The 25,187-nt window shown below is 48.2% G+C and carries 21 protein-coding genes and 1 pseudogene; 10 read left to right on the forward strand and 12 right to left on the reverse strand.

Features of this window, described 5'->3' with window-relative positions:
* Positions 1–586: 586 nt before the first annotated feature.
* Positions 587–2,407, reverse strand: coding sequence for an ATP-dependent nuclease (locus WKR14_RS07715; RefSeq protein WP_339087589.1), 1,821 nt, complete (start codon positions 2,405–2,407; stop codon positions 587–589).
* Between the two features lie 221 nt (positions 2,408–2,628).
* Here WKR14_RS07715 and WKR14_RS07720 point away from each other — a divergent pair.
* The 3 genes and pseudogenes from WKR14_RS07720 to WKR14_RS07730 form a co-directional block, all read left to right on the forward strand.
* Positions 2,629–2,748 (forward strand): annotated as a pseudogene (locus WKR14_RS07720) (helix-turn-helix domain-containing protein); the annotation flags it as partial.
* A gap of 106 nt (positions 2,749–2,854) precedes the next feature.
* Positions 2,855–3,805 (forward strand): IS30 family transposase, encoded by a 951-nt coding sequence (locus WKR14_RS07725; protein ID WP_115389073.1) that lies wholly within the window; start codon positions 2,855–2,857, stop codon positions 3,803–3,805.
* A gap of 1,076 nt (positions 3,806–4,881) precedes the next feature.
* Positions 4,882–5,115: a type II toxin-antitoxin system antitoxin, RelB/DinJ family gene (locus WKR14_RS07730; protein WP_226565712.1), complete on the forward strand. Its 234-nt coding sequence runs from the start codon at positions 4,882–4,884 to the stop codon at positions 5,113–5,115.
* Between the two features lie 81 nt (positions 5,116–5,196).
* Here WKR14_RS07730 and WKR14_RS07735 read toward each other — a convergent pair whose 3' ends face one another.
* The 3 genes from WKR14_RS07735 to astB form a co-directional block, all read right to left on the reverse strand.
* Positions 5,197–6,012, reverse strand: coding sequence for a hypothetical protein (locus WKR14_RS07735; protein WP_226565711.1), 816 nt, complete (start codon positions 6,010–6,012; stop codon positions 5,197–5,199).
* A gap of 2 nt (positions 6,013–6,014) precedes the next feature.
* On the reverse strand, positions 6,015–6,305 hold the full coding sequence (locus WKR14_RS07740) for a hypothetical protein (protein WP_226565710.1): 291 nt from the start codon (positions 6,303–6,305) through the stop codon (positions 6,015–6,017).
* Between the two features lie 245 nt (positions 6,306–6,550).
* Positions 6,551–7,885: an N-succinylarginine dihydrolase gene (gene astB / locus WKR14_RS07745; RefSeq protein ID WP_339087591.1), complete on the reverse strand. Its 1,335-nt coding sequence runs from the start codon at positions 7,883–7,885 to the stop codon at positions 6,551–6,553.
* 337 nt (positions 7,886–8,222) lie between these two features.
* On the opposite strand from astB, the gene topA reads away from it, so the two are divergent.
* A complete protein-coding gene (topA, locus tag WKR14_RS07750; RefSeq protein ID WP_339087592.1) occupies positions 8,223–10,862 on the forward strand; it encodes a type I DNA topoisomerase in 2,640 nt (879 codons plus the stop codon).
* Between the two features lie 238 nt (positions 10,863–11,100).
* Here topA and WKR14_RS07755 read toward each other — a convergent pair whose 3' ends face one another.
* Positions 11,101–11,880, reverse strand: coding sequence for a hypothetical protein (locus WKR14_RS07755; protein WP_101056191.1), 780 nt, complete (start codon positions 11,878–11,880; stop codon positions 11,101–11,103).
* Between the two features lie 227 nt (positions 11,881–12,107).
* Between WKR14_RS07755 and cysB the strand changes: the two genes are divergently transcribed.
* From cysB to WKR14_RS07770, 3 genes are all read left to right on the forward strand, one after another.
* Complete coding sequence (gene cysB, locus WKR14_RS07760; RefSeq protein WP_339087593.1) at positions 12,108–13,082, forward strand: HTH-type transcriptional regulator CysB; 975 nt, start codon at positions 12,108–12,110, stop codon at positions 13,080–13,082.
* Between the two features lie 308 nt (positions 13,083–13,390).
* Positions 13,391–14,554, forward strand: a complete 1,164-nt coding sequence (locus WKR14_RS07765) for a nucleotide sugar dehydrogenase (RefSeq protein WP_335916816.1) — start codon at positions 13,391–13,393, stop codon at positions 14,552–14,554.
* Positions 14,555–14,595: 41 nt separating this feature from the next.
* Positions 14,596–15,597: an NAD-dependent epimerase gene (locus tag WKR14_RS07770; RefSeq protein WP_224866753.1), complete on the forward strand. Its 1,002-nt coding sequence runs from the start codon at positions 14,596–14,598 to the stop codon at positions 15,595–15,597.
* Between the two features lie 79 nt (positions 15,598–15,676).
* Here WKR14_RS07770 and WKR14_RS07775 read toward each other — a convergent pair whose 3' ends face one another.
* Complete coding sequence (locus tag WKR14_RS07775) at positions 15,677–16,150, reverse strand: copper resistance protein NlpE (RefSeq protein WP_226565708.1); 474 nt, start codon at positions 16,148–16,150, stop codon at positions 15,677–15,679.
* 209 nt (positions 16,151–16,359) lie between these two features.
* Here WKR14_RS07775 and rfbC point away from each other — a divergent pair, with 209 nt between their 5' ends.
* From rfbC to WKR14_RS07790, 3 genes are all read left to right on the forward strand, one after another.
* A complete protein-coding gene (rfbC, locus tag WKR14_RS07780; protein WP_101056186.1) occupies positions 16,360–16,923 on the forward strand; it encodes a dTDP-4-dehydrorhamnose 3,5-epimerase in 564 nt (187 codons plus the stop codon).
* A gap of 385 nt (positions 16,924–17,308) precedes the next feature.
* Positions 17,309–19,579 (forward strand): catalase/peroxidase HPI, encoded by a 2,271-nt coding sequence (gene katG / locus WKR14_RS07785; protein ID WP_339087594.1) that lies wholly within the window; start codon positions 17,309–17,311, stop codon positions 19,577–19,579.
* A 362-nt stretch (positions 19,580–19,941) separates the two neighbouring features.
* Positions 19,942–20,190 (forward strand): DUF3297 family protein, encoded by a 249-nt coding sequence (locus WKR14_RS07790; protein ID WP_101057490.1) that lies wholly within the window; start codon positions 19,942–19,944, stop codon positions 20,188–20,190.
* A 315-nt stretch (positions 20,191–20,505) separates the two neighbouring features.
* On the opposite strand, the gene WKR14_RS07795 is transcribed toward WKR14_RS07790, so the two are convergent.
* The 6 genes from WKR14_RS07795 to trpB form a co-directional block, all read right to left on the reverse strand.
* The gene (locus WKR14_RS07795) at positions 20,506–21,150 is read right to left on the reverse strand and encodes a DUF799 domain-containing protein (protein WP_101057487.1); all 645 of its coding nucleotides are present in this window, start codon (positions 21,148–21,150) and stop codon (positions 20,506–20,508) included.
* Positions 21,147–21,506, reverse strand: a complete 360-nt coding sequence (locus WKR14_RS07800; protein WP_101057484.1) for a DUF4810 domain-containing protein — start codon at positions 21,504–21,506, stop codon at positions 21,147–21,149. The genes WKR14_RS07795 and WKR14_RS07800 overlap by 4 nt, the downstream gene beginning before the upstream one ends.
* Positions 21,503–21,823: a hypothetical protein gene (locus tag WKR14_RS07805; protein ID WP_101057482.1), complete on the reverse strand. Its 321-nt coding sequence runs from the start codon at positions 21,821–21,823 to the stop codon at positions 21,503–21,505. Before WKR14_RS07805 ends, WKR14_RS07800 begins: the two co-directional genes overlap by 4 nt.
* Positions 21,823–22,791 carry a CsgG/HfaB family protein gene (locus WKR14_RS07810; RefSeq protein WP_101057480.1) on the reverse strand — a complete coding sequence of 323 codons (969 nt, stop codon included), beginning with the start codon at positions 22,789–22,791 and terminating at the stop codon, positions 21,823–21,825. The genes WKR14_RS07805 and WKR14_RS07810 overlap by 1 nt, the downstream gene beginning before the upstream one ends.
* Positions 22,792–23,140: 349 nt before the next feature.
* Positions 23,141–23,944 carry a tryptophan synthase subunit alpha gene (trpA, locus tag WKR14_RS07815; RefSeq protein ID WP_339087595.1) on the reverse strand — a complete coding sequence of 268 codons (804 nt, stop codon included), beginning with the start codon at positions 23,942–23,944 and terminating at the stop codon, positions 23,141–23,143.
* Positions 23,941–25,170, reverse strand: coding sequence for a tryptophan synthase subunit beta (gene trpB, locus WKR14_RS07820; RefSeq protein ID WP_071238359.1), 1,230 nt, complete (start codon positions 25,168–25,170; stop codon positions 23,941–23,943). Before trpB ends, trpA begins: the two co-directional genes overlap by 4 nt.
* Positions 25,171–25,187 lie beyond the last annotated feature (17 nt).

The following is a 25,187-nucleotide window of genomic DNA, read 5'->3' on the forward strand; positions in this document are numbered from 1 at the left end:
CAAAATATTGTTAAGCCTTTTCTGAGCATGGTATTTTTCATGGTATTACCAATTAGCAGGAAAATAAGCCATTGAATATAAAAGATAAAAATGTCTTGTTTACAATAGAGTGGGAATAAGCCCTCTCGGGATAGTGATTAAAAAAAGGCGCTTCGGCGCCTTTTTTCTATTGGTACTTATATCAATTTGTGAATACTTTTATAGGTTTTTTGGGGCAGTGGCTGCACAACATCGGACACGGCCTGAAGATGAAAGCCATTGCCGACAAAATGGAGGTATTCCAAAACAGGTTGGCCGGGCGTGCCTACAAGGATATGACGAGGTCGGTCGATCAAATCGACAAAATAAGACGCTGGCCGTTTGGGCGACGCAAGTAGTTAGAAAGCACACGGACCGGTGATGGTGCACCGGCCCGCATTTCCACATACATCAAACCGATTATGGTGAAGCTGTAACTTGTTTCTGGACAATTTCGAGTTAAAGCATTAACTCTAACTAGTCTGCTTCGGATAAAAATATCTATGGGTTAACGCCCGCCAGCAGAGGCGCAGCTTCGCTGCGTCCTGCTGACTGGCTTTGTTATGTCTTATTCGCAAAATGCAAAGGTTACAATCTCTTTGAGAGTTGACTCACATCTTTCCGTTAATTCTTGTGTGCCATCGATATAATCACGCACTCTCTTCCATGAGTTAAAAGGTTTATCAGTGGACTTAACAGATTCATTCTGCTCTTGATCCCAAAGTACGTGTTCAAACGTGTCGTCAACCAAGAAAACTCTTTCAGCGCTTGCTATGTTCGCTATTTTTTCGTTGGCCTTAAACGGATGAATTGCCGCTTTCTCCTCGAGTTCATCATCCGAAAGTCCTTTCCTGTCGGTGTCATGAATAACTCGATAATCAATATCTAGTGCATTTAGTACTTTAGCCAGTGCTGGGATCGTCCATTTTCCTCCAGCCGAAACAACAGTAGCGTCTCTATCGAGACTACCGTCAACTCCTAGCTTCTTGGCTAATTCACCAATCATACTAAATACTGCCACCTCTGTGTCGCCTTCAACTAAAACAACACGTTTTGCAAACAAGCTTTCGCAAACTGTAGGGTGAAAATCTAACGCGGCTCTCAAGATAGTGCGTTCGTCATACTCACCATCATTTTCAAAAACATCACTTTTTACTTGGTGAACTTGCCGCTCGTTCCCATTATCCCTTTTTATTAGCTTTAAAGACTCTGGTTTCTCAGCAAGATTTATAAGAAAAGGGGAGTGTGTCGAGCAAATAACTTGCCACTTAGGTAAGTCCGACCTTTTTTGCAAGGTTGATTTTAACCTTCTCATTAAATGTGGGTGAATATAAAGCTCTGGCTCCTCATATAAAACTATAACCGTTCTTTGCTCTCCAGATACTTCTGATTCAACCGCGGCATTACTTTCAAGCATTGCAAAAGCTAAGGCTCTTTGAACACCACTACCCTGATATTGAAGGCTTGTTTCAATTTCCTCATCCACGAGGAAAGTTGCTGCTTTCATAAACAAAGGTTCAATATCAATATCCCCAACAGCAAGCCTAACCTTTGAATCAAAGTCTAGAATCTGATTCAGCGTAGTTGAAACCTGCTCAAGTGCATCGCCCAATCCTTCTATTTCGCTACCATCATCTGCTTGCCCCTTCAACTTTTTCTGCAGTGATTCAGCCTTAGTTATGTAATCCTTATATGTATTATCGTTCTTAACCTGTGGAAATAGCTTATTAGTAAAAAGAAATGAAAAGGGACTGTTGTTTGTAGCTTTAAGCTCATCTTCTATTTTGAAACTTGCGGGAACATACATTACATGTGGGACAGCTTGCTGTAATGAGTTAGCAAACTTCTTAACGTGCCAATCTTCAGACTGAATAACATGGTCTGAATGATTTTCTAAAGCGTGAACCTCCAACTCAGTAGTTCTATCTTTGAAGGCCGCAGCTGATGTAATCCCTAACTCATCAAAAATAGCCTTACACGTTGCATCTTTCTTAGCATTTGAAAAGGTTTCGCCCGACCACGGAAATTTAGCTTCAGTGTTATAAACGGAATATTCGTAACTGTAGTCGGTTTGTTCCGCATTCCATTTAGCTGTTACGCGGATCTTTAGCCGATCACCAAAGAGTAACTTTGATATCGCTGGCTTGTTCTTTTCCCATTCCTGAAGATCACCAAATTCACATACAATTTCCATCAGTTGATCTGATGCTTTTTGACCCGGCCAATCCTCTAATTTAGGCTTCTTGTTATCAAGCACTAAGTGAATAGCATTTAATATCGTTGACTTTCCGATATTATTTGGACCCACAAGAGTTGTAAAATTATTAATATCGATTTCAGCAAAACCAATGCCTCGAAAATTACGTATGACGAGTTTTTCTAATTTCATAACTCTCTCCTTGATTCAAATTTCCATGAAAACATAACATTTTATTAGTGCGCATGCGCGTTTACCTCGTTGGACCAGTGAAAACGCGCATAGTTAACTATTTGTATGTAATGAACCCCGAATTCAGATAATAAGTGCACCACTCATGGTTAAACGGTGAGGAGAGATCAACTGCCTGTTGGTGATACTCTGTAGTCGCCAAACAAACATGAGTAGTTACCATGAATTACAAGCAGTTGATCGAGGGACAACGATACCAGATTGAGGCCTATTTACGCGAGGGTTTCAGTTATCGGGAGATAGGAAAACGTCTGAAAGTCAGTCACAGCACAATCAGCCGAGCCCGAATTCAGATAATAAGTGCACCACTCATGGTTAAACGGTGAGGAGAGATCAACTGCCTGTTGGTGATACTCTGTAGTCGCCAAACAAACATGAGTAGTTACCATGAATTACAAGCAGTTGATCGAGGGACAACGATACCAGATTGAGGCCTATTTACGCGAGGGTTTCAGTTATCGGGAGATAGGAAAACGTCTGAAAGTCAGTCACAGCACAATCAGCCGAGAAGTAAATCGCAATCGAATTCGGGATAACCATTACTTGCCGGAAGTCGCTCAGGCGAAGGCACTAAAACGCCGTTGTCAGTCCGCGAAGTCTAGAATATCTGGACTGACCATCACCTTTGTTGAGTTCGGTCTCAATGAGAAATGGAGTCCGGAACAAATAGCCGGTGTCGGTAAAATCATCGGATATAACGTCAGTCACGAGTGGATTTATGGCTATGTCCAGCGTGATAAATTATGCGGCGGCAAGTTGTACAAACAGCTCCGCCAGAGTCACCGAAGATACCGTAAAGGTAACCGTGCGAAGCGTGTGATTATCCCGAATCGCGTAGGCATAGAGCATCGTCCCGCTATCGTGAACAAGAAAAAGCGGTTCGGAGACTGGGAAGCTGACACGGTTCTGGGCAAGCAAGGTACGGGCGCGATTGTCAGCCTGGTTGAGCGAAAAAGTAAGCTGTACCTGATACGCAAAGTGCCAGCGAAAAGCGCAGCCGATGTGGCCCGGGCCATGGTTGGTATGCTGTGGAAATATCGAGGTTATGTTCGAACTATCACTGCGGACAACGGCAGCGAGTTCTGTGACCACGAACAGGTCGCAGAAAAGCTTAAAACGGATGTTTACTTCGCTAACCCTTATTCGTCTTGGGAACGCGGACTGAATGAAAACTTCAACGGTTTGCTGCGGCAATACATACGGAAAGGCACCGATTTGCGGACGGTAACAGATAAGCAAATTAGTGAGATTGAACGGGCATTAAATGCCAGACCGAGAAAGTGCCTCGGCTTCAGGCAACCTATTGCGGTATTCAATGAATTACGCAAGGCAGCCTAATTTAGCGAGTGGTGCACTTCGGAGTTGAATTCGCGACTTATCAGCATTTTGCTAAATTCACCATCTGGAAAAACGCGCATGCGCGTTTCCCAAACCTATTATCTAACCTAATATTTCTGTAATTACATGATTTTAATCATATTTATTTATCTTGAAATGTGAAAATGCGCACAAAGTTGGGACAAAAATCGTTATGATTGCAATATGACTGTATACCCGTCCAGCTTTTAGGCATTTCAAAGAAGGACAACATTTGAGTGAAATGAATGAAAATTTGTAGGCGAGAAAGTCTGCGTTTGACTTCGCCACAGAAAACGACTCAACTCGTTTGGGGGCAAAAGTGTGTTTTGGATTTTAGCAAAAAGAGTCAGTACTGCTTACTCTGACTCGATATTGAGGTAGCGTTACTTGGTCGAGGATTTGCTCGGCTTTAAGCCCGGAGTGTTTCTTGGAGTTTTTTTGTTGTCACGTCGACGTTGATCTGGTTTACCGGTCGACTTGGCTATTGGTTTTGGCCCTGGTTTCAAACCCATGATTTCATCCTTGTTTATGATGAGGTTATTCCTCACTGTATACTATTTGGTCAATGCTAATGGTTTTCAAGATGTGTATAAAAAATAATCTAAAAATACGCTTAAGGTTCCTTGGTGGTAACTCATGTTTTGATACGCTATCTAAAATTTACAACGACAAGTTGGAGATACAAGGTGGCTAGAGTTACATCGGGACCGCGAATGCTTACTACCGAAGAGAAACAAGAGCTTCGTCGTGATATAGCAGAATCCTCCGCCTGGGCCAAAGCTGAACTAAAACGTCGACGAGACGTAAAAAATCAAAAAAATTCTGAGCATGGTATCGATAAGGGCCACTTTTCTAACTAGCTGTTATATAGAATTATTTTCTTCTCATTGATCTTCGAGTGGGAAGTGTAGTGCAAGTTAGGACTTACGCGACAACGCAGTCAGAGCAAGAAAAATGGTTCTTGACTGTATCTCATTTGAGATACCTGATAAAAGTCAAGCTAACAGTAGGAGATATAATATAACGATGGTCGCTCAAACATCCATTCTACACATATGTGTAGACGACATAATCCCGGCTTGTCTGTCTTGGATGCTGTACGTATCTTTTTAACCCGCGTATCCAAAGAAGGTGGCTTGTCCGCCGGTTTGACCATTGATCCGGAAGCACACGACAAATGGTTCCGGGCCCAAGTACGCGAAGCCCTGGCCGACACTCAACCGGGCGTACCTCATCGGCAGATTATGGATGAGGTGCAAGCCTTGATCGATAGGAAGTGCCAGTCCTGAACTTGAATGGTCGAAACAAGCCCGCGCCGATTTGCTAGCGATTGTTGATTACATCTCGGACGACAACCCGGGGTGTTAGTATTAAGCTTTAGCCGATTTGTACCATACAAGTCCCTGAGGGATGAATAGATCAACAACCGGCTGCTCCATTCCGGCGTGGATCCCCAAGTTGGTCAGCGCCACAGCAAACTCGGCATAGTGACCACGAGTCGTGCCGCTTTCTTCGCCGTAACGGGCGCCATGGTGCCAAATAGCCAAGTTGCGTTTAATCCCATCTTCAAAGCTCAGCGCATCTTTGTGAATGATCCCCCACAGCGCCAGATGTAGGGTAAAGTAATTGCTGCGGAAGGTAATTTTTTTGCTGGGCTTGGCGGTGTATTCGTCCAGACGTTTTTGGCAATGGGCACTGGCCTTATCATGGTCGCCGTTAAACCAGGCTTTTAGGGCATGCACCAAATCATCCGCAGTATCCGGTTTGGGGTTGCCGGGGAAGTGCCCTTCCGGGTACAGCAAGCAGGCTTCTTTGGCGAGCGCCAACTCACCGGCGGCCATGGCACAATTGAAACAACTGACAACATCAATAGCTTGATTTCCTCGAGATACCTTTTCGCCGATAAACTCCGGGTCAGTCGGGTCAAAAGCCATTTTCAGTGGCCGTAACTGATACTCGGCGGCTTTTTTGAAAGCGGCCTTGGCCTCATCAAATTTTTGGTTCAGTGCATAGGACATGGCCACAGAGGCTTGATCAAAACCGCGGCCACTGTAATAACTTTCTTTTTCATAATCCTTGTAAAATCCGGCTTCATCCAAGGCTTTTTTTCGGGCGATATCATCCAGATCAATTTGAAGTTCAGTAGCAAGCTGCTTCGCCGAGAGTTGGGGGATTTTTTTGGTCATGGTTATTTGTTTCCTTTCAATGCGTTTAATCCATCGGCAAATGTACTCTTGACTGTCTCAAACTCAGGGATGGTGAACTCTTGGAGTGTCCCCTCTTTAGGCGGCAGCAGGTTACCTGATTTATCTTGCCAAAAGTAACGTACCTTGCCAGTTTCGGTGTTGGTAAAGATTGCCAGGTGGTTTTTCTTACCCTCTTTGTCCAAGATACTTTGCCACAGCGCTTGTTCCTTCTGCTGATAGGGACCACCCTTATGGTTGGAGGCTTGACCGACTTTGGGGGCTTTTTTCTTCATCCTTATCGCCCAGCGTCGATTTTTTATTTGACCCTTGTAATTCTCCAAATTGATTGCGACTGAGGCGGGTACTATCGCTGTTGTAACCTTTGCGCTCAATCTCAACCAGGCCACGCTTTTGACAATCCATCATATTGTCGCAGCCGTGATAACGGTGGCACTTCTATGCCGCTAAAAAGTCGGCCTCATGAACAGAGGCCGATATTGTGCGGAAGTGATTTAAAATGTAGAAATTAAGCTAAAACTTATCGCTGGAACTGATAGACGCTGCCGAGTTTCATTATCTGAGTCAGTTCATCCAGCGCGGTACGGGACTCGACTATCAGTTGTGGGTCGGCCAAGTCTGCGGGTAACAAGCGGTCGCGGTAGTGTTTGTCCACCCAGGCGTTGAGGCGAGTAAACAGGTTATCGTCGAGCAGTACATGTTGATTGATAGCTGCCAACTCGGCATCATTCAGGGCGACCCGTAGGCGAAGGCAAGCCGGGCCACCACCGTTTTGCATGCTTTGTTTAACATCAAAATATTCAACTTTCTGGATTGGTGTATCCAGAGTCAGCAATTCATCCAGATAGGCTTTTACCGCCGGATTCTCGGCACAATCGGTTGGTGCTATGATAACCATCTTGCCGTCACTCATGCTCAATAGCTGAGTGTTGAACAGGTAGGATTTGACCGCATCCTGAATACTGACTTTGGCGGTCGGTACTTCAATGAAATGGATATCACCTTCCAGCTTGGCCCGGATCTCTGCCAGCTTGGCCTTGGTATCGACAAAGGCCTGCTCGTGATGGAAAAGCACATTGCGGTTACCGACAGCGATCACATCATTGTGGAATACGCCTTGATCTATCACCTCAGGATTTTGTTGAATAAAGACAGTGTTGTCTTCATCGAGACGATGTAAACGGGCGATAGCCTGTGAGGCTTCCAGCGTTTGTCTGGCGGGAAACTTCTTCGGTTTTATGGCCTGAGGGCTGGTAGCTTCCTGGCCGTAAACAAAGACTTCGACTCCGGCATGACCATATTCCTGACATAGGCGGGTGTGGTTGGCAGCGCCTTCATCACCAAAACTGCTGTGTTCCGGCAGGTGCTGGTGGTGTACAAAATAGCGACTGTCGCTGAAAATGGCCTTGAGAATGTTGCCAGTGGTTTGCGGCTCGATTGAGCGATGCAACTTATCCACCAGGTTGGCCGGAGTAAAGTGAACGCGGCCATCATGGGTATCGGCGCTTGGGGATACGGTTGCGGCATTGGCGGTCCACATGCTGGAAGCACTACAACAGGCTCTGAGCACAGCTGGTGCCTGCTCGGCCGCCTTTTGCAAGACTTCTTTATCTGTGCCGTTAAAACCTATCCTTCGTAGTGTATGTAGATCAGGGCGTTCTTGCGGCGCCAGCATGCCCTGGACCATCCCCATGTCGGCCAGGGCCTTGCCCTTTTGCAAGCCCTGTTTGGCCGCTGCCTTAGGGTTGGCTACCTGGGCGGCATTGTTCAGGGAGGCGACATTGCCGAACGACAGGCCTGCATAGTTGTGGGTGGGGCCCACCAATCCGTCAAAATTCGCTTCAAAATGCTTCATTGCTTGTCCTTTTGGGGTATTTGAGGTTGTTATAGAGGCCCAATCCAGGCCTTGGACTGGCTCCAGTATACTTGAGCCCCAAGGCTTCACAAGTCGACCAGGAAGGCTGCAAAAAGTGCTTTTTCATCACAAATGCATAACTATTACTTGCTTGCCGTGAAATAATGAAATATTAGTTTTTAATTACGCAATATTATTTTGTACAATTTTTTAACCCTGCTTAAAAATTGAGTCGCCGGTACACATAAAAGAGGGATTAACTTGAAAGTCCGTGGACAACCCTCTATATATGGTGCCAATTTTCACCGTTCTGAGATCGTTTGGCGCAAATCACACTATGGGTAAATCGCTAGTTATTGTCGAATCGCCGGCTAAAGCCAAGACTATCAACAAATATCTTGGTAAAGAATTCATCGTTAAGTCGAGTGTGGGTCACATACGTGACTTGCCGACTTCCTCCTCCGCCGACGCCAACGGCAAGGCCAAAAGCGCCGCTGAAGTGCGTAAGATGTCACCTGAAGAAAAGGCCAAGTACAAGAAGGTGAAAGAGAAAAAGGCTCTGGTTGCCCGTATGGGGGTTGATCCTGAGCACGGCTGGAAAGCCAACTACCAAATTCTGCCTGGTAAGGAGAAGGTGGTAAAAGAACTGCAAGCGCTGGCCGATTCTGCCGATGAAATCTATCTCGCGACGGATTTGGATAGAGAAGGGGAAGCGATTGCCTGGCACCTGCAGCAGGTGATAGGCGGCGACAATTCGCGTTATAAGCGGGTGGTGTTCAATGAGATCACCAAGAGCGCCATTCAGGATGCTTTCAGCAAACCCAGTGATCTTGACAACAATATGGTCAATGCTCAGCAGGCTCGGCGATTCCTCGACCGAGTCGTGGGCTTTATGGTTTCGCCACTGCTGTGGAAAAAGGTCGCCAGAGGCCTTTCTGCTGGACGGGTTCAGTCGGTAGCCGTGCGTTTGGTAGTTGAGCGGGAAGCCGAAATCAAAGCCTTCGTGCCGGAAGAGTTCTGGGATCTGCATGCACAATTGGCGACTGCTACCGATGATGCTCTGACCATGCAAGTGGTTAAGCAAAACGGCAAAGCATTTGAGCCGGTCAATGAATCCCAGGCGCTGGCTGCGGTGGCAGCGCTGCAATCGGCCAGTTATGAGGTAATTGGCCGCGAAGACAAGGCTACTCAAAGCAAGCCCAGCGCTCCCTTTATTACCTCGACACTGCAGCAAGCCGCCAGTACCCGTCTCGGTTTTGGAGTGAAGAAGACCATGATGATGGCCCAACGTCTTTATGAGGCGGGTCATATCACTTATATGCGTACCGACTCTACCAATTTGAGCCAAGAAGCGCTGGATAACGTCAGAACCATGATTGCCAAAGAGTTCGGCGATAAGTACCTGCCGGATGCACCGATTCGTTATGGCAGCAAAGAGGGCGCACAAGAAGCTCACGAAGCGATTCGCCCTTCAGATGTCTCTGTGCATGCTGCGTCATTGACCGACATGGAACGTGACGCTCAGCGGCTCTATGAGCTTATCTGGCGCCAGTTTGTTGCCTGTCAGATGACTCCGGCTCAATATGATGCCACCAGACTCACGGTTAAGGCCGGTGTGTTTGAGCTGAAGGCCAGTGGCCGTACGTTGAAATTTGATGGTTGGACCCGGGTACAATCTGCGGTCAAACGCAAGAATGAAGAAGAAGTCACTCTGCCATATCTGGCCAAGGGCGATAAACTGGATCTGAAACAACTGGATCCTAAACAGCACTTTACCAAGCCTCCGGCGCGTTACAGTGAAGCCTCTCTGGTTAAAGAATTGGAAAAGCGCGGCATAGGTCGTCCCTCTACTTACGCCACTATTATTTCCACCATCCAGGATCGTGGTTATGTGAAAGTGGAAAACCGCCGTTTCTACGCCGAGAAGATGGGTGAAATTGTCAGTGAACGTCTGGTGGAAAACTTTGCCAACCTGATGAACTATGACTTTACCGCCGGTATGGAACAGACCCTGGATAATGTCGCTCAGGGGCAACTCGACTGGAAACAGGTGCTTGATGGCTTCTACAAAGACTTCACCAAGCAGTTGCAACATGCTGAGCTGCCACCGGAAGAGGGCGGTATGCGCCCCAACCAGATGGTGCTGACAGACATAACCTGTCCTACTTGTGGTCGCCAAATGGGGATCCGTACCGGTACTACAGGTGTGTTCCTGGGATGTTCCGGTTATGAGCTGCCCCCCAAAGAGCGTTGTAAGACCACGTTGAACCTGACTCCGGGTGAAGAAGCTATTAGCGAGAGCGAAGATGCTGAAACCGAGGCGCTCAGGGCCAAGCATCGCTGTGGCATCTGCGGTACTGCCATGGATAGCTACCTGTTGGATGAAACCCGTAAGCTGCATGTTTGTGGTAACAATCCTGCCTGCTCTGGATATGAAGTCGAGAAGGGGCAGTTCAAACTCAAAGGCTACGAAGGCCCAGTGATAGAGTGTGACCGCTGCGGTAGTGATATGGAGTTGAAGAACGGCCGTTTCGGTAAGTACTTTGGCTGCACCAACAGCGAGTGCAAGAACACCCGTAAACTGCTCAAGAATGGTGAAGTTGCGCCACCTAAGGAAGATCCAATTCCTTTGCCTGAGCTCAAGTGCAGCAAGTCAGACGCTCATTTCGTGTTGCGTGATGGGGCTTCGGGTATTTTCCTGGCTGCAAGTACTTTCCCCAGATCCCGAGAGACCCGTGCACCATTGGTCTCTGAGTTGGTGGAGTACCGCGAGTTGCTGTGGCCCAAATATCAGTTCCTGGCTGATGCGCCGGTGAAAGATGACGAAGGCAACCCGGCGCTGGTGAAGTTCAGTCGTAAGACTAAAGAGCAGTATGTGGCCAGCGAAGTTGACGGTAAGGCGACCGGTTGGGTTGCTCATTATCGTGATGGCAAGTGGTTTGCTGAAAACAGCAAGAAAAAGAAAGCCAAGAGTTAAGTTTCAGGTAAAAACCTGAGTTAAGAAAGCCCTGCTGTTGCAGGGCTTTCTTGTTTCCGGCGGCCCATGTTTGACTGTTATTGGAAACAACGGTTACCCGCTTGGACTATTCAAGATGGATTTGGCTGAGAGGGGATTGGGTTAATAGAGACTTGATTGGACTGGATTAAGCCAAAAGCACCCTGAAGGTGCTTTTTGAACTTTGTTTGTCTGAAGCTACTTTAGGTCAGTTGGCGGCTTACCATTTTTTCTTAGGCTGGAACAACACATCGATATCATCTTCATCGCTTTTAGGTTTTGGAGCACTGGGCTGAGCCATCTTTTGCGCCCCCATGATTTCATCGAGCAGTTGCTTGGCTTCATCCACTTTGCGGGCAATGAAAGGATCGTTCGGGGTTTGCGCCTTGATGGTATGCAAGGTGCCGAGGGCCTTGGTCACCATTTGCCTCGATGAACCGTATTGTTTCATATAACTGGCGGCGCGGGCGCGGGATAGCATACTTTCGACATTGATCCTGAGTTGCAGGCTGTCGATACGGCCTTCTTCAGTGGAAAAAACAGTAGGGTCGACTTTGCCCTTATTATGCTCGGCACGCAAAATCGCCTTGAGTTTTTTCAAAGTCTGCACCAGCACCAATACCTGACGGTCATTGTCCGGCAGACGAAAACTCTCTATCGCAGGTGTTTGTTGGGGACTGTTTTGCAGATTGGTGATCAGCGCGTCAAGGTCGGTTAGCCGCCGTTCATAGTCACTCTTCTGGTTGGCCTTACTCAGGGTAACGGCAATTCTTGCGGCATCCTGAATGCGCTTGTAGAGCACCAAAACGATTTGTGAAGAGCAGGGAAACATACCGGTATTGGAGAGAACTTCTTCAGTTTCGTCCAAAATCGCTCGCTGACGAGCCAACTCAGTACGACGTTCGGCCTCGACTCGCTCTTTTTGTTGCTGAATAACATTGATACCGATAACCAGCAGAAGAAGCGCACCTATCAGCAGCAGTACAAGAGTAAATGCCATAGCCTGTCCGTAAATTTTATCATTCTGTTAATGCTACAATAAATCAATAAACTAGCCTAGTTATCTTAGCCCAGCACCAGGTATCTGTCCTGAAGATAGCTCGCATTCGCGGCTATATTCCTGTTTGATTTAGTTATTGCTTTATACTATAACCATTAATTATAGATGTCCGGTATTCCAACACTCAATTCTGCTCCTGAATGGGGCCGAAGTTCAAGGATCTAAAGATGAAACTGCAACAGCTCAGATATATTGCAGAAGTGGTCAATCATAACCTCAATGTTTCCGCGACCGCCGAAAACCTTTATACCTCCCAGCCAGGGATCAGTAAGCAGGTACGTATGCTGGAGGATGAACTGGGGATCCAGATCTTCGGTCGTAGTGGCAAACACTTGACCCATGTGACTCTGGCCGGCGAGCAGGTTATCAAAATTGCCAACGACATCCTTGGTAAAGTCGAAAGTATCAAGAAGGTGGCCGAAGAATACACCAAGCCCGATCAGGGGGAACTGAACATTGCCACCACAGATACCCAAGCCCGCTACGCTTTGCCACAGATTATCCGGCAGTTTATTGAGCGTTATCCCAAGGTAAATCTGCATATGCATCAAGGTACGCCATCGCAGATAAGCGAAGCCGCCGCCCGAGGTGACGCCGATTTTGCTATCGCCACCGAGGCGATGCATCTCTATTCCGATCTCATCATGCTGCCGTGTTATCACTGGAATCGCTCTGTGGTGGTTTCTCGGGATCACCCGCTGGCCAGCCGCAGTCAGATTAGCATTGAAGAGTTGGCGCGCTTCCCCCTGGTCACTTATGTGTTCGGTTTTGATAAGGCCTCGGAAATTGAGCGGGGTTTCCATGGTGCCGGGCTTGAGCCCAGGGTCGTCTTCAGTGCCACAAGTGCCGATGTGCTCAAGACTTATGTCAGATTGGGGCTCGGCGTAGGAGTGATAGCTTCCATGGCGATTGATCCTGTAATCGATAAGGATCTGGTCGCCATAGACGCCAGCCATCTGTTTGCCCACAGTACTACTAAGATAGGCTTTAGAAAGGGCAGTTTCCTGCGTAGCTACATGTATGATTTTATTGAGCGGTTTGCGCCGCATCTGACCCGGGATGTAGTGGAGAAGGCGGTGGCATTGCGTGATGCACAGCTGATAGAACAGATGTTTGCGGATGTCGAATTGCCGCTGCGCTGAAACCGATGCATGAAAGCCTTGTCTTCGGTCTGAGCCGGTTTTATAGACTGACGACAAGTATCAGTTCCGTGCTTTAAGCTCCAACCCTGTAATAGGGAGATTTTTCTTCTCTTTATGCAAAGTCCTTGCTCATTGCTGCGCTATGGTTCGGTTATCCCGGCTGTGCCATGGCGTAAGTGGACGGCGTTTGTCAATAATTAGCATAGCAGCCACCAGTCTAATCCCCTTAGGGGCTAGACTCGTTGTGTATATCTCTGGTTTCACCACTGTGTTAAGTTAGCGTACAGCGTAAGCAGTTGGGGGAAAAAATGAAGATAGTGGTTGTTGGAACAGGTTATGTTGGCCTGTCAAACTCAGTTTTGCTGGCACAACATAATCAGGTGTGGGCGTTGGACATCTCATCAGAAAGAGTGGCAATGGTCAATGCCGGTCGCTCGCCCATAGCCGATGAGCTTATTGAGCAATACTTGGTGAGCAATAAGTTGCAGTTAACTGCCACAACGGACAAAGAGGTCTATCGGGGCGCAGATTATGTGATTATTGCTACGCCAACGGATTACGATCCCAAGACCAATTACTTCGACACCAGCACGGTAGAAGCCGTGGCAAAAGATGTGATAGCGGTTAATTCTGCCGCTTGTATCATCATTAAATCTACTGTGCCTGTTGGTTTTACCAGAGCATTGCGAAACAGGCATGGTACGGCCAATATCATATTCTCACCTGAGTTCTTGCGAGAAGGTAAGGCTTTGTACGATAACCTTTATCCTTCTCGAATTATTGTTGGTGAACGCTCAGAGAGAGCCGAACGATTTGCTCAATTGCTTGTTGACGCAGCGTTAAAGCCAGATATTCCCGTACTCTTTACCGGTAGTACGGAGGCTGAAGCCATTAAGCTCTTTGCCAATACATATTTAGCTATGCGAGTCGCATATTTCAATGAACTTGACTCTTATGCGGAAACCAATGGCCTGGATCCAAAGCAGATAATAGAGGGGGTGTGTTTGGATCCCCGTATTGGCGCTCATTATAACAATCCTTCATTTGGTTACGGTGGCTACTGTTTGCCTAAAGATACCAAACAACTACTGGCTAACTACAACCAGGTTCCCAACAACCTGATAGCGGCAATTGTTGATGCCAACCGAACCCGTAAGGACTTTATTGCCGATTCCGTCATTGCCAAAAGACCCAAAGTAGTTGGCGTATACCGACTGATCATGAAGTCCGGATCTGATAATTTCCGCGCTTCGGCAGTGCAAGGCGTGATGAAACGAATTAAGGCCAAAGGGATTGAAGTGGTGGTGTATGAACCTGTGCTGGAAAGTGATGAGTTTTTCCGCTCTAGAGTGATACGCGATGTTACTGAATTTAAAAAAGTTTCAGATGTCATTATTTCCAACCGTATGGTTGATGAACTAAAAGATGTTGCGGATAAAGTTTATACCCGGGATCTGTTTGGTAATGATTGAAAGCGGCTTGCGTAAACGGAAAGTTAAATGAGAAGATCGGTATGAAATATTTGGTTACCGGCGCAGCCGGTTTCATCGGTGCCCGTGTTTGCGAACGTTTGTGTGAAGCGGGATTCGAAGTTGTGGGTATCGATAATCTCAATGATTACTACGATATCAGTTTAAAACAGGCCAGATTGCAAAAGCTGGCTGATTTTAACCATTTCCAATTTCAAAAGCTTGATTTGGCCGACAGGGAGGCCATGGCTGAACTCTTTGCCAAAGGTGGTTTTAAGCGGGTCATCCATTTGGGGGCTCAGGCCGGTGTTCGCTATTCAATTGAAAACCCTTATGCTTATGCGGACAGCAATATTATCGGTATGCTTACTATATTGGAAGGCTGCCGTCATCATGGCATAGAACATCTGGTATATGCCTCTTCCAGCTCGGTTTATGGTCTCAACAAGAAGATGCCGTTCGCGACGACTGATTCGGTCGACCATCCGGTGTCTTTTTACGCGGCGACCAAGAAAGCTAATGAGATGATGGCACATAGCTATGCGCACCTTTATGGCTTACCCGCAACAGGACTGAGGTTTTTCACTGTCTATGGCCCATGGGGACGCCCGGATATGGCGCCTATGCTGTTCGCAGATGCCATTACCTCTGGCAGGCCTATCAAGGTGTTCAATCAGGGGAATATGAGCCGCGATTTTACCTTTATCGATGATATCGTCGAAGGCATCATCAGAGTGGCAGATAAAGTGCCTACGCGGCAGAGTGATTGGACGGTAGAACAGGGGACCCCGGCAACCAGCAGTGCGCCATATCGTGTTTATAACATAGGTAATGGCAGCCCGGTTCGCTTATTGGATTTTATCAGTGAGCTTGAAGCTGCGCTCGGGCAAAAAGCCGAAAAAATTATGCTGCCTATGCAAGATGGTGATGTCCAGGCCACTTGGGCTGATACCGAAGATCTATATAGTGCCGTGGCTTATAAGCCTAGAGTTGGGATCCGTGAAGGGGTCAAAGCCTTTGCCGATTGGTATAAAGCCTTTTATTAATAAAAGAGCCATAGCGCGCTGCAGATCTGAAACGCGCTATGGATTTATCTCATCATTTTGCAGTGTTCATGCGGCGTATTTAGTTCTCTTTATTTAACCTGTAGTTATCAGCCAGGCTGCCGGTGATGCGGTTGCCTTCTCTGTCCAGCATAAACAGCTGATTTTCCCCTACCAGATATTTACTGCCATCCTCCAGGGTGATTTTGCTGCCGCTGGCATCCCAGGTGAACTTGCCGGTTTCGCTGAATATGCTCTCGTCCTTACCTTGATACACTTGCTGCAGGCGATAGCTGTTATCTTCTTTGAGCGTTAGCGTAGTTTCTATTCCTGAGCAATCTGCGCAGGGAAGCAGTCCTTTATAGCTTCCGTCCCAGTCCAGCGAGTTTTGACTGGTATCACCCATAGGTATTTGGGCTGTTTGTTCAGCCGGGGCCGTAGCGGTTTCTGCTGGGCCGTTTGTCCCTGGAGATTGGCTGTCCTGATCTTGGCAAGCAGCCAGACCCAGCGCCATACCACTTGTCATCAGCAGCGCAAAAATAGTGGACTTGTTCATGGTTTATTCCCTTAAGTTACCTAAGTTGGCCTTCAGGCTAGCACAGCTGATTTGCCGGGTGTAAGGCTTTTGTCACACCATCTGGGTTATGGTTCAGAGCCTATTCAGTCACGTAACCGGCTTGTTTACGCGATGCAATCGAAAGGCTATCGTCCTATGACTGCGACTCCTGCTACAATCCCTCCAATTACCGTTTTTTGTGTCTCTTGATGAAAGCTCAATCTCTCCCTTTATCCGGCCTGATATTGTTTACGCCCGAGATCTTCAATGATAATCGGGGCTATTTTATGGAGTGCTTTCGAGCCTCTGTCTTTGAAAAAGCCTTGATGGATAGCGGCCAAGCTCCAGTTGCTCTGGTGCAGGAGAATCACAGCTGTTCTGGCGTGGGAGTGCTTAGGGGACTTCATTTTCAGCGCCAATATCCCCAAGGTAAGCTAATTCGGGTTATCAGCGGTGAGATCTACGATGTCGCCGTCGATATTCGTCCCCAATCTCCCACCTTTGGGCAGTGGCACGGTTTGCATTTATCGGCACAGAACCGCTGTCAGCTGTGGATCCCACCGGGTTTTGCCCATGGTTTTTACGTGACCAAGGGACCGGCCGAGGTGATATACAAGTGCAGTGATTATTATCAGCCCGGCGATGAAGGTGCCATTGTCTGGAACGATGCTGACTTAGCGATAGACTGGCCGCTGAATACCGCACTGGGTGAGCCATTACTCTCAGCCAAAGACAGACAGGCCAAGTCTTTTAACGCTCAACACTGGGCTTGAAAACTCATGCAACTACTGACTTCCAATCTTTGACTTAGAGAGTGGTTAAGCAGAATGGTTTAGTAGCAGGTTTGTGTTTTTTAGATGGCAGAAATGGCCGTAATTTCAACTGGTTAGGGAGCCGTCAGAGAATAGTTGGACAACGACAGAATGCCACGCCCTAAATTAGTGTTTGCTTCTTTTTAGATTACGACAATCTGATTTAATCGTTAGTCGAGAATAGGTTTCCTCACTACCTTGGAATGAACAGCGACAGGCCATATTCGTCGCTGTTTAACTGTGCCCGTTTGTTAAGGCGCGCTAACCAAAGGCGCCGGCATTCGCGGCACTTGAATCGGGAAAGTGGCTTATCCCACGCCCTTCACCAAGGAAGAGGACTTCCAACATGAAATCAAGTATCCCATCTCTGACCGCGGTGGCGCTGTCTGTTGCCATGGTTTTTGGCGCAGCCGCTACCCAAGCGGCGCAGTCGCAATCGGCTGTTCAGCCTCAGGCCGCAACAACCAACGCCTACTGGTGGCCGCAGCAACTGGATCTATCGCCACTGCGCCAGCACGGCGCTGAATCCAATCCCTACGGCGCCGATTATGATTATGCCAAGGCCTTTGGCTCTTTGGATTTGGACGCCGTCAAAGCCGATATCAAAACTACGTTAACCACTTCCCAGGACTGGTGGCCCGCCGACTATGGTCACTATGGCCCTTTCTTTATCCGTATGGCCTGGCACAGTGCCGGTGTTTATCGCATCTTTGACGGTCGCGGCGGTGCCAGTGGTGGTCAGCAACGTTTTGAACCTCTCAACAGTTGGCCTGATAACGTCAGTCTCGACAAGGCACGCCGCCTACTTTGGCCAATTAAACAAAAGTATGGCAGCCAGATCTCTTGGGCTGACCTCATGGTACTGGCCGGTAACGTATCCCTGGAGTCCATGGGTTTTAAAACCTTCGGGTTTGCCGGTGGCCGCACTGATGACTGGGAAGCCGAAAAGGTTAACTGGGGCGCCGAAAAACAGTGGCTCGACAATAAACGCCATAATGAAAAGGGTGAGTTGGCCAAACCCTTGGGAGCCACCCAGATGGGGCTCATCTATGTGAACCCTGAAGGTCCCAATGGCGTACCCGATCCCTTGGCATCCGCCCAGGAAATACGCGATACCTTTGGCCGTATGGCCATGAATGATGAAGAAACCGTGGCGCTGATCGCCGGTGGTCACACCTTCGGTAAGGCTCATGGTGCCCATGACCCAGCCAAGTGTGTCGGCGCAGAACCCGCTGCCGCCGGAATAGAGGAGCAGGGCCTTGGCTGGAAAAACCGCTGTGGTAAAGGTCATTCGGAAGATACGGTTTCCAGCGGCCTGGAAGGTGCCTGGTCTTCCAACCCCACCAAGTGGACCATGGAATACTTAACCTGGCTTTACACCTTCGATTGGGTACAAACCAAGAGTCCGGCCGGCCACATTCAATGGATCCCTGCCGATGGCAAGGCCGCCAATTTGGTACCTGACGCCCATATCCCTGACAAGCGCCATGCTCCTATCATGTTCACCAGTGATATCGCGCTGAAGGAAGACCCGATTTACCGCGAGATAACGACCCGTTTCCTCAATAATCCGGCCGAGTTTGAGCTGGCCTTCGCCAAGGCTTGGTTCAAGTTGACCCACAGAGATATGGGGCCGAAGAGCCGCTACCTGGGTAAAGATGCGCCTTTAGAAGATTTGATCTGGCAAGACCCGATCCCAGCCGTCGATCATCAATTGATCGACGCGGCCGATACCAAACAGTTGAAAGCGGCTATTTTGGATTCAGGCCTCAGCGTGCCTGAGCTGGTAAAAATAGCTTGGGCTTCGGCGTCATCTTTCCGTGGCACAGATATGCGTGGCGGCGCCAATGGTGCCAGAATCGCCCTGAAGCCTCAGAGCGATTGGGCGGCAAATGATCCCAAGGTATTGGCGAAAGTCATTGGTAAGCTTGAGAAAATCCAAAAGGATTTCAACAAGAAAGCCAAGGTCGGTAAAAAGGTGTCGCTGGCCGATCTCATTGTCTTGGGCGGCAGTGCGGCCATAGAAAAAGCCGCGGCCGATGCCGGTGTTAAAGTCAATCTTGCCTTCCATCCCGGGCGGATGGACGCGACTCAGGCCCAAACAGATGTAAACTCCTTTGCCGTACTTGAGCCCAAGGCCGATGGCTTCAGAAACTATTTCAGTGAACAAAGCCCGGTATCACCGGCCGAAGCACTGATTGAAAAGGCGAACTTCCTTAACCTGACGGTTCCTGAAATGACGGTATTGGTCGGCGGTCTCAGAGTGCTGGATGCCAACAGCGGCAGCAGTAAGCATGGGGTGTTCACCCAAAGCCCCGGCAAGCTCAGTAACGACTTCTTTGTAAACCTGCTGGATATGTCCACTCGTTGGGAAAAGGGCAAAGAGCCAGGTCTCTATCAGGGCCTTGATCGTCAGTCCGGCAAACTCAAATGGACGGCTACGCCGGTCGACTTGGTGTTTGGTTCCCATTCAGAACTCAGAGCCGTCGCTGAAGTGTATGCAGCAGACGATGGCAAGACCCGCTTCGTTGAGGACTTTGCCAAAGCCTGGAGCAAGGTGATGGAGCTGGATAGGTTCGATTTGCAGCAATCGTTGACGGCTGATGTAAACAAGTAATAGAGGGGATAACCCACTCCATGATATCGGCGCAGGCTTTGGCTTTACGCCGATTTTTCTTGGGGCTTTCCCAAGCGCTATTTCCATTGGGTTTGGGGATGAGGTATTTGGCCGAATACCCAACTTAAGCTACCGGCTCGTTGCATACGCCGTTATTTTTTTGGAATGAGACTCTATTGATTCACATATCAACGGGCGTGCAATTGAGTCAGATAAAGTTTAGCCCATGGTCAAACAACCAAATTGGCTGATTGGATTGATAAAAGGGCATAATCCGTGTGGATAAAGCCATTCGCCGCTATTGAGCCAGATTGGGGGATTGCCTACAATATCGCGAGTTTTATTTACCCAAGATGAAGATTATGACCGATACCAAAGTACCACCCACTCTGCCGGATCGCCTTTCTATCAACCCACGCAGTCCACACCATGTGGCCGAAGTGTTTGAGTTTGATGTGGGTATTCGCATCAATGGCAAAGAGCGCAATGACGTGGAAGAATACTGCATCAGCGAAGGCTGGATTAAAGTCGCCTCTCACAAAGCACTCGACCGCCGCGGCCAGCCTCTGCTGATGACCATCAAAGGCACAGTAGAAGCCTTTTATAAGTAAGCTTTTTAGCTGTAAATATTGCATAAAGGGCCATCTGCAAAGATGGCCTTTTTATCAGTGAGTACCTTGTTCTGAGATATTCGCTCAACCAATGTCGTAAATCCATTTTTTGGGCAGTAACGCGTAAAAATCTAATAAAATTCAGATGTTTGTTTAAAGTTGGCCCGGCGGCGGTGCAGAATTCTCGACAAAGTTTGTATGTTTAAAAAAACGCCCCGGATTGAAACCAGCTTAGGCTTTTGTAGTTTGTGACGCCTAAAAAAGCCAGGGAGGACCCTGGCTCGAGCAAGCACAAAGCTTAACAGATTTTTTGAGCTACTTAATCTCTTTGGGTTTGTATGGACCATTAGGTAAGTAGGTCGATTGATCGCTATAGAAAACCTGGTAGTTAGCCATCCGGGTAAGAGGCATATAATCGGGAGCCGCGCGGTTAATTGTTGCTGTGATGACAGCCCCTATGAGATCGGCCAACGGGTTACCGGTAGAACTATTTTGGGGGGTATATTGCATTTTTTTTGAGGTTTGCCAAATCGTATCCCCGGTTTTGTTTTTGAATGCGTATGTAAACTCTACTTCTGTCGTACTTGAAATAAGCATATATGTGGTATCCCACCGCTCTATCGTGACATACAGAACCACATCTGCACCAAACATTTGTACCAAAGAGGTCACGGGTAGCTGATGTATCTCTTGAGGCTCGTAAAGACCTTCATATTCAAGGATTGTCTTCACTGTATTCGATGGATAGACATAGTAACCTTTCTCTGCAAGCATTACAGGTAAAGAGCTATATACAGCAAGCGGCGCATCGACATCAACGCTGTGGTTTATGACTGGGAGTATGAGAATTGAGCTTGGCTTGTGTTCTTCAAAACCAGTTTGACGTGGAGCTGTCGTTGTTTGACATGCGGAAAGTAAGGCAACTAACGCAACTGAAAAAGTTAATTTGATAAATTTCATTGCTTATTACCGTTTTGACGTTGAAGGTTTTGCACTAGAGTCTTCATTAAGGCTGCGCTCTCCGGCCATGTATTCGCTTCTTTTTCATAAAACGATATTGCTCCGGTTATATCGCCTGATTTTAGCTTGAAAGTTCCGACTTCAGCATATAACCCAGGTGCTGGTCGTTGTTTATTATCTTCAATTTGTTTCAGGTGATCTTCAAGTGCTATAGGGAACTCCTTAGCTGCGACGGGATCGTGATAGTATTCGTACAGGCCTTCATCATAAACTCCCCAGTTATATAACGTTGTCGATTTACAGCCAGCTAAGCCAAACACTACCAATACACATAGGCCAAGTTTGAGACGGCTCATTTGATCAGGACCTCTTTTGTCACACCATCGGATACATAGATTTTCTGCGATGAAATAACAGTATCACCATTTAGGATCTCAATAATGTGAGTACCAGGAAGAATACGCAAAGCTTGAGTACCATTAGTGAATGGCGCGACAGGTCCATTGTCTAGTCCGTCAACTATTACACGCATTCCTTCTACACCAGAATTATCGCTTACTTTAAATATAATTTGAGGACGATTGTCTACAGTTGAACTGGTAGTGGTTGGCATTTGTACACAACCTACATTGAGGGATAAAACACTCAGTATCAGGGCTAATTTCAACTTCATTATTTCGCCTCCACCACATTAAGTTCTGTGTATTTAAGACCATCAATTGAACCGCTGGAAATAGTGGTTATTGCGCCTTCGTTTGTTTCATTGTCGCCAAAAAGCTGTATTACTGAAACAGTAGCGACTTTCTTGCCAGGTAATGTAATATCGAAACCAGTTTGTTTGGACTTTACGACTTTTCCCTGAGTTTCGATATTAAAACTCATTCCTTGTTTTATACCTTGTGACTTACCGCCACTGATGTAAATCATCCCGTCTTCAACAGCTAGAATGTCGGTTTGCCAAGGACGGGTTTGCATTTCGGCGGTCAATTTGCTGATAGCATCTGATATCGCGTTAGAAATCGCAGCATCATTGAGTGTTCCATCGTAGGCAGCTTTAGAACCAAAGCCTGCAACAGAAGCGGCCTCAGAACTACTTTCCCCTGCTCCTGATAGAGAATGGTAAACCAGCCCAGTTTTGCTATCGACTAAGCGTAAGTCAACTTTAGCAAAGGCGACTTGTTTTTTAGTGGAAGAAAGAAATCCACTTTTCCCTTCTGTTTTACGGCCAAATTCAGTGAGAGAGCCGATTATTAAAGTATCAACACCTACTAGGTTTAACTCTTGTCCAGTAAGCTTTGCCTCATCTTTAAGGCGCTCAATATCTGGACGTTCAAACACGAGATATTGGCCTGACTCTGTCAGAGCTTTTGACAACATGTCGGTCACTTGCTTACCAAGTACATCGCCTTTGTCATCTCGCAAAAGGCTTTTGCCGTAGATGGTTTCATTAGTAATTCTGCCAAGAGCTAATTTACGTTTTAGGATAGGATTGGTAACCGATGCCTCCATGGCTGCTTTTTGTGCTTCAATTTGAGCTTGTTGAGAGTGAGGGCTTTCCTGGGACTCAACTTGTGGAGATTGGGTTGCGCATCCACTGAGAGCTAAAGCGAGTGCGCTGGCAGTAAATAAACTGCGTTTCATTTTTGGGTTCCTTAATTATGGGTTACATTTTGCAACATAAGTTTATTTAATGTAAATATTTTTTTGTGGGTTAATGTTCACATTTTATATTGATACTTTGGCCCCGCACATTCCCTAAGTTTGGGAGCATTAATAGAGTGCTTAGCCTATAACTTTAAGAAACAGTGTGAGACCAAGTACTTTAAAGTGTTAAAAAAATGACTCTTTTATTTTGTTTATCTTACAAAAGATGGTATTTGAAGATATCCCGTTGCCTGGTTGAAAATCAAGTGTAAATGAGCGTATTGGGTTGTGCATGACATAAAAAAGCCAGGGAATACCCTGGCTGGAGGATTAAAGAGGGCTGAGATTAGCTGGCGTCCTTCATGGTACGGGTAAAGTCGGCCAAAGTGCTCAATAGCATATCGGGCGCATTTTGGTGTTGTTCAATGATCCTGACCACGGCAGAGCCCGAGATGGCACCGGCGGCGCCGGCGGCAATTGCGGCGCTGACCTGAACCGGCTCGGCGATACCGAACCCCAACAGTGGAGGCGGCGCATCGAAGGCTTTGAGCTTGGCCAGTACCTCATCCACCGGCATACCTGCCTTATTGTCGGCGCCTGTTACCCCGGCGCGGGACAGCAGATAAGTGTAGCCTTCAGCGGCTTCACTCACCGCCTTGAGGGTATCATCATCGGCATTGGGTGGCGCAATAAAGATAGGCGCTATGGCATGGGCCTTGGCGGCGTCTATAAAAGGTGCGGCTTCCTCAACCGGCACATCGGCTATCAGCACTGAATCCACCCCGGCCTCGGCGGCGCGGCGATAGAAGTTGTCGATGCCGTTGGCGTATACCAGATTGGCGTACAACAGCAGGCCGATGGGCAACTCGGGATAACGGCTACGTACCTCGGCGATAAGCTCGAAGCACTTGGCTGGAGTAGTGCCGGCAGCCAGCGCCCGTAAGTTGGCGCCCTGGATCACCGGGCCATCGGCCAACGGATCGGAAAAGGGGAAGCCCAACTCAAGGGCGTCGGCACCATGGGCAATCAGGGTGTCGATAATCTGCAACGACAGCTCAGGGCCGGGATCGCCCAGTGTCACAAAGGGAACAAAGGCGCCGCGGCCTTCGGCCTGCAGCCGGGCAAAAGTGGTTTGATAACGTGTACTCATGCCTGTGACTCCTGTGATTTATCTGACTGCGCAGATGCAGCCTGGCGCTCTGCCAGGATATCGGAAACGGTAAATATGTCTTTATCGCCGCGGCCGGAGAGGTTAACCACCAGTATGGTTTCTTCGCGGCACTCTTTGGCAAGCCTGATGGCATAGGCCAGCGCGTGGGCCGACTCCAGCGCCGGAATAATCCCTTCGCTACGGGCCAATAACTGAAAGGCCTCCAGCGCCTCTTCATCGGTGGCCGACTCATAGGTGGCGCGTCCGGTGGCGTTGAGGTGGGCGTGTTGCGGGCCGACAGAGGGGAAATCCAAACCGGCAGAGATGGAGTAAGATTCTTCTATCTGGCCGTTGCTGTCCTGCATCAAGGGCGCCTTCATGCCAAAAAAGATGCCTGTCTTGCCGTGCCGCAGCGGCGCGCCGTGCATCGGCGTATCTATGCCTTTTCCGGCCGGCTCAACGCCTATGAGGCGCACCGAGGCTTCATCTATAAAGTCGGCAAACATACCTATGGCGTTGGAGCCGCCGCCGACACAGGCAATGACGGCGTCCGGCAGTCGGCCTTCACGCTCAAGGATCTGCGCCTTGGTTTCGGCGCCTATCATGCGCTGGAACTCCCTGACTATGGTGGGGAAGGGGTGAGGCCCGGCGGCGGTACCCAGCAGGTAGTGCGCCTTGTCATAGCTGCCGGACCAGTCGCGCATCGCCTCGTTGCAGGCATCTTTGAGAGTGGCCGAGCCTGAGGTGACAGGAATGACCTCGGCGCCCATCAAACGCATGCGGAACACATTAGGGCTTTGGCGCTCCACATCTTTGGCGCCCATGTAAATTTTACACTTAAGGCCCAGCAGGGCGCAGGCCAGGGCGGTGGCCACCCCGTGTTGACCGGCGCCGGTTTCGGCGATGATCTCTTTTTTACCCATGCGCTTGGCCAGCAGCGCCTGCCCCAGCACCTGGTTGGTCTTGTGGGCGCCGCCATGCAGCAGATCTTCCCGCTTGAGGTAGATTTTCACCTTGTCATTGGGTGACAGGTTACGGGTCAGGGTCAAGGCGGTGGGGCGCCCGGCATAGTTTTTCAAAAGCTCGGTGAACTCGGCCTGAAAGGCGGGATCATTCTGGGCTTCGACAAAGGCGCTTTCCAACTGTTTCAGCGCCGGCATCAAAATCTGCGGCACATACATGCCGCCGTATTCCCCGAAATAAGGGTTGAGTTTTAACTCGCTCATACTGCTTTCCTTAGGAT

The organism is Shewanella chilikensis, from assembly GCF_037953065.1.
Lineage (GTDB): Bacteria > Pseudomonadota > Gammaproteobacteria > Enterobacterales > Shewanellaceae > Shewanella > Shewanella chilikensis.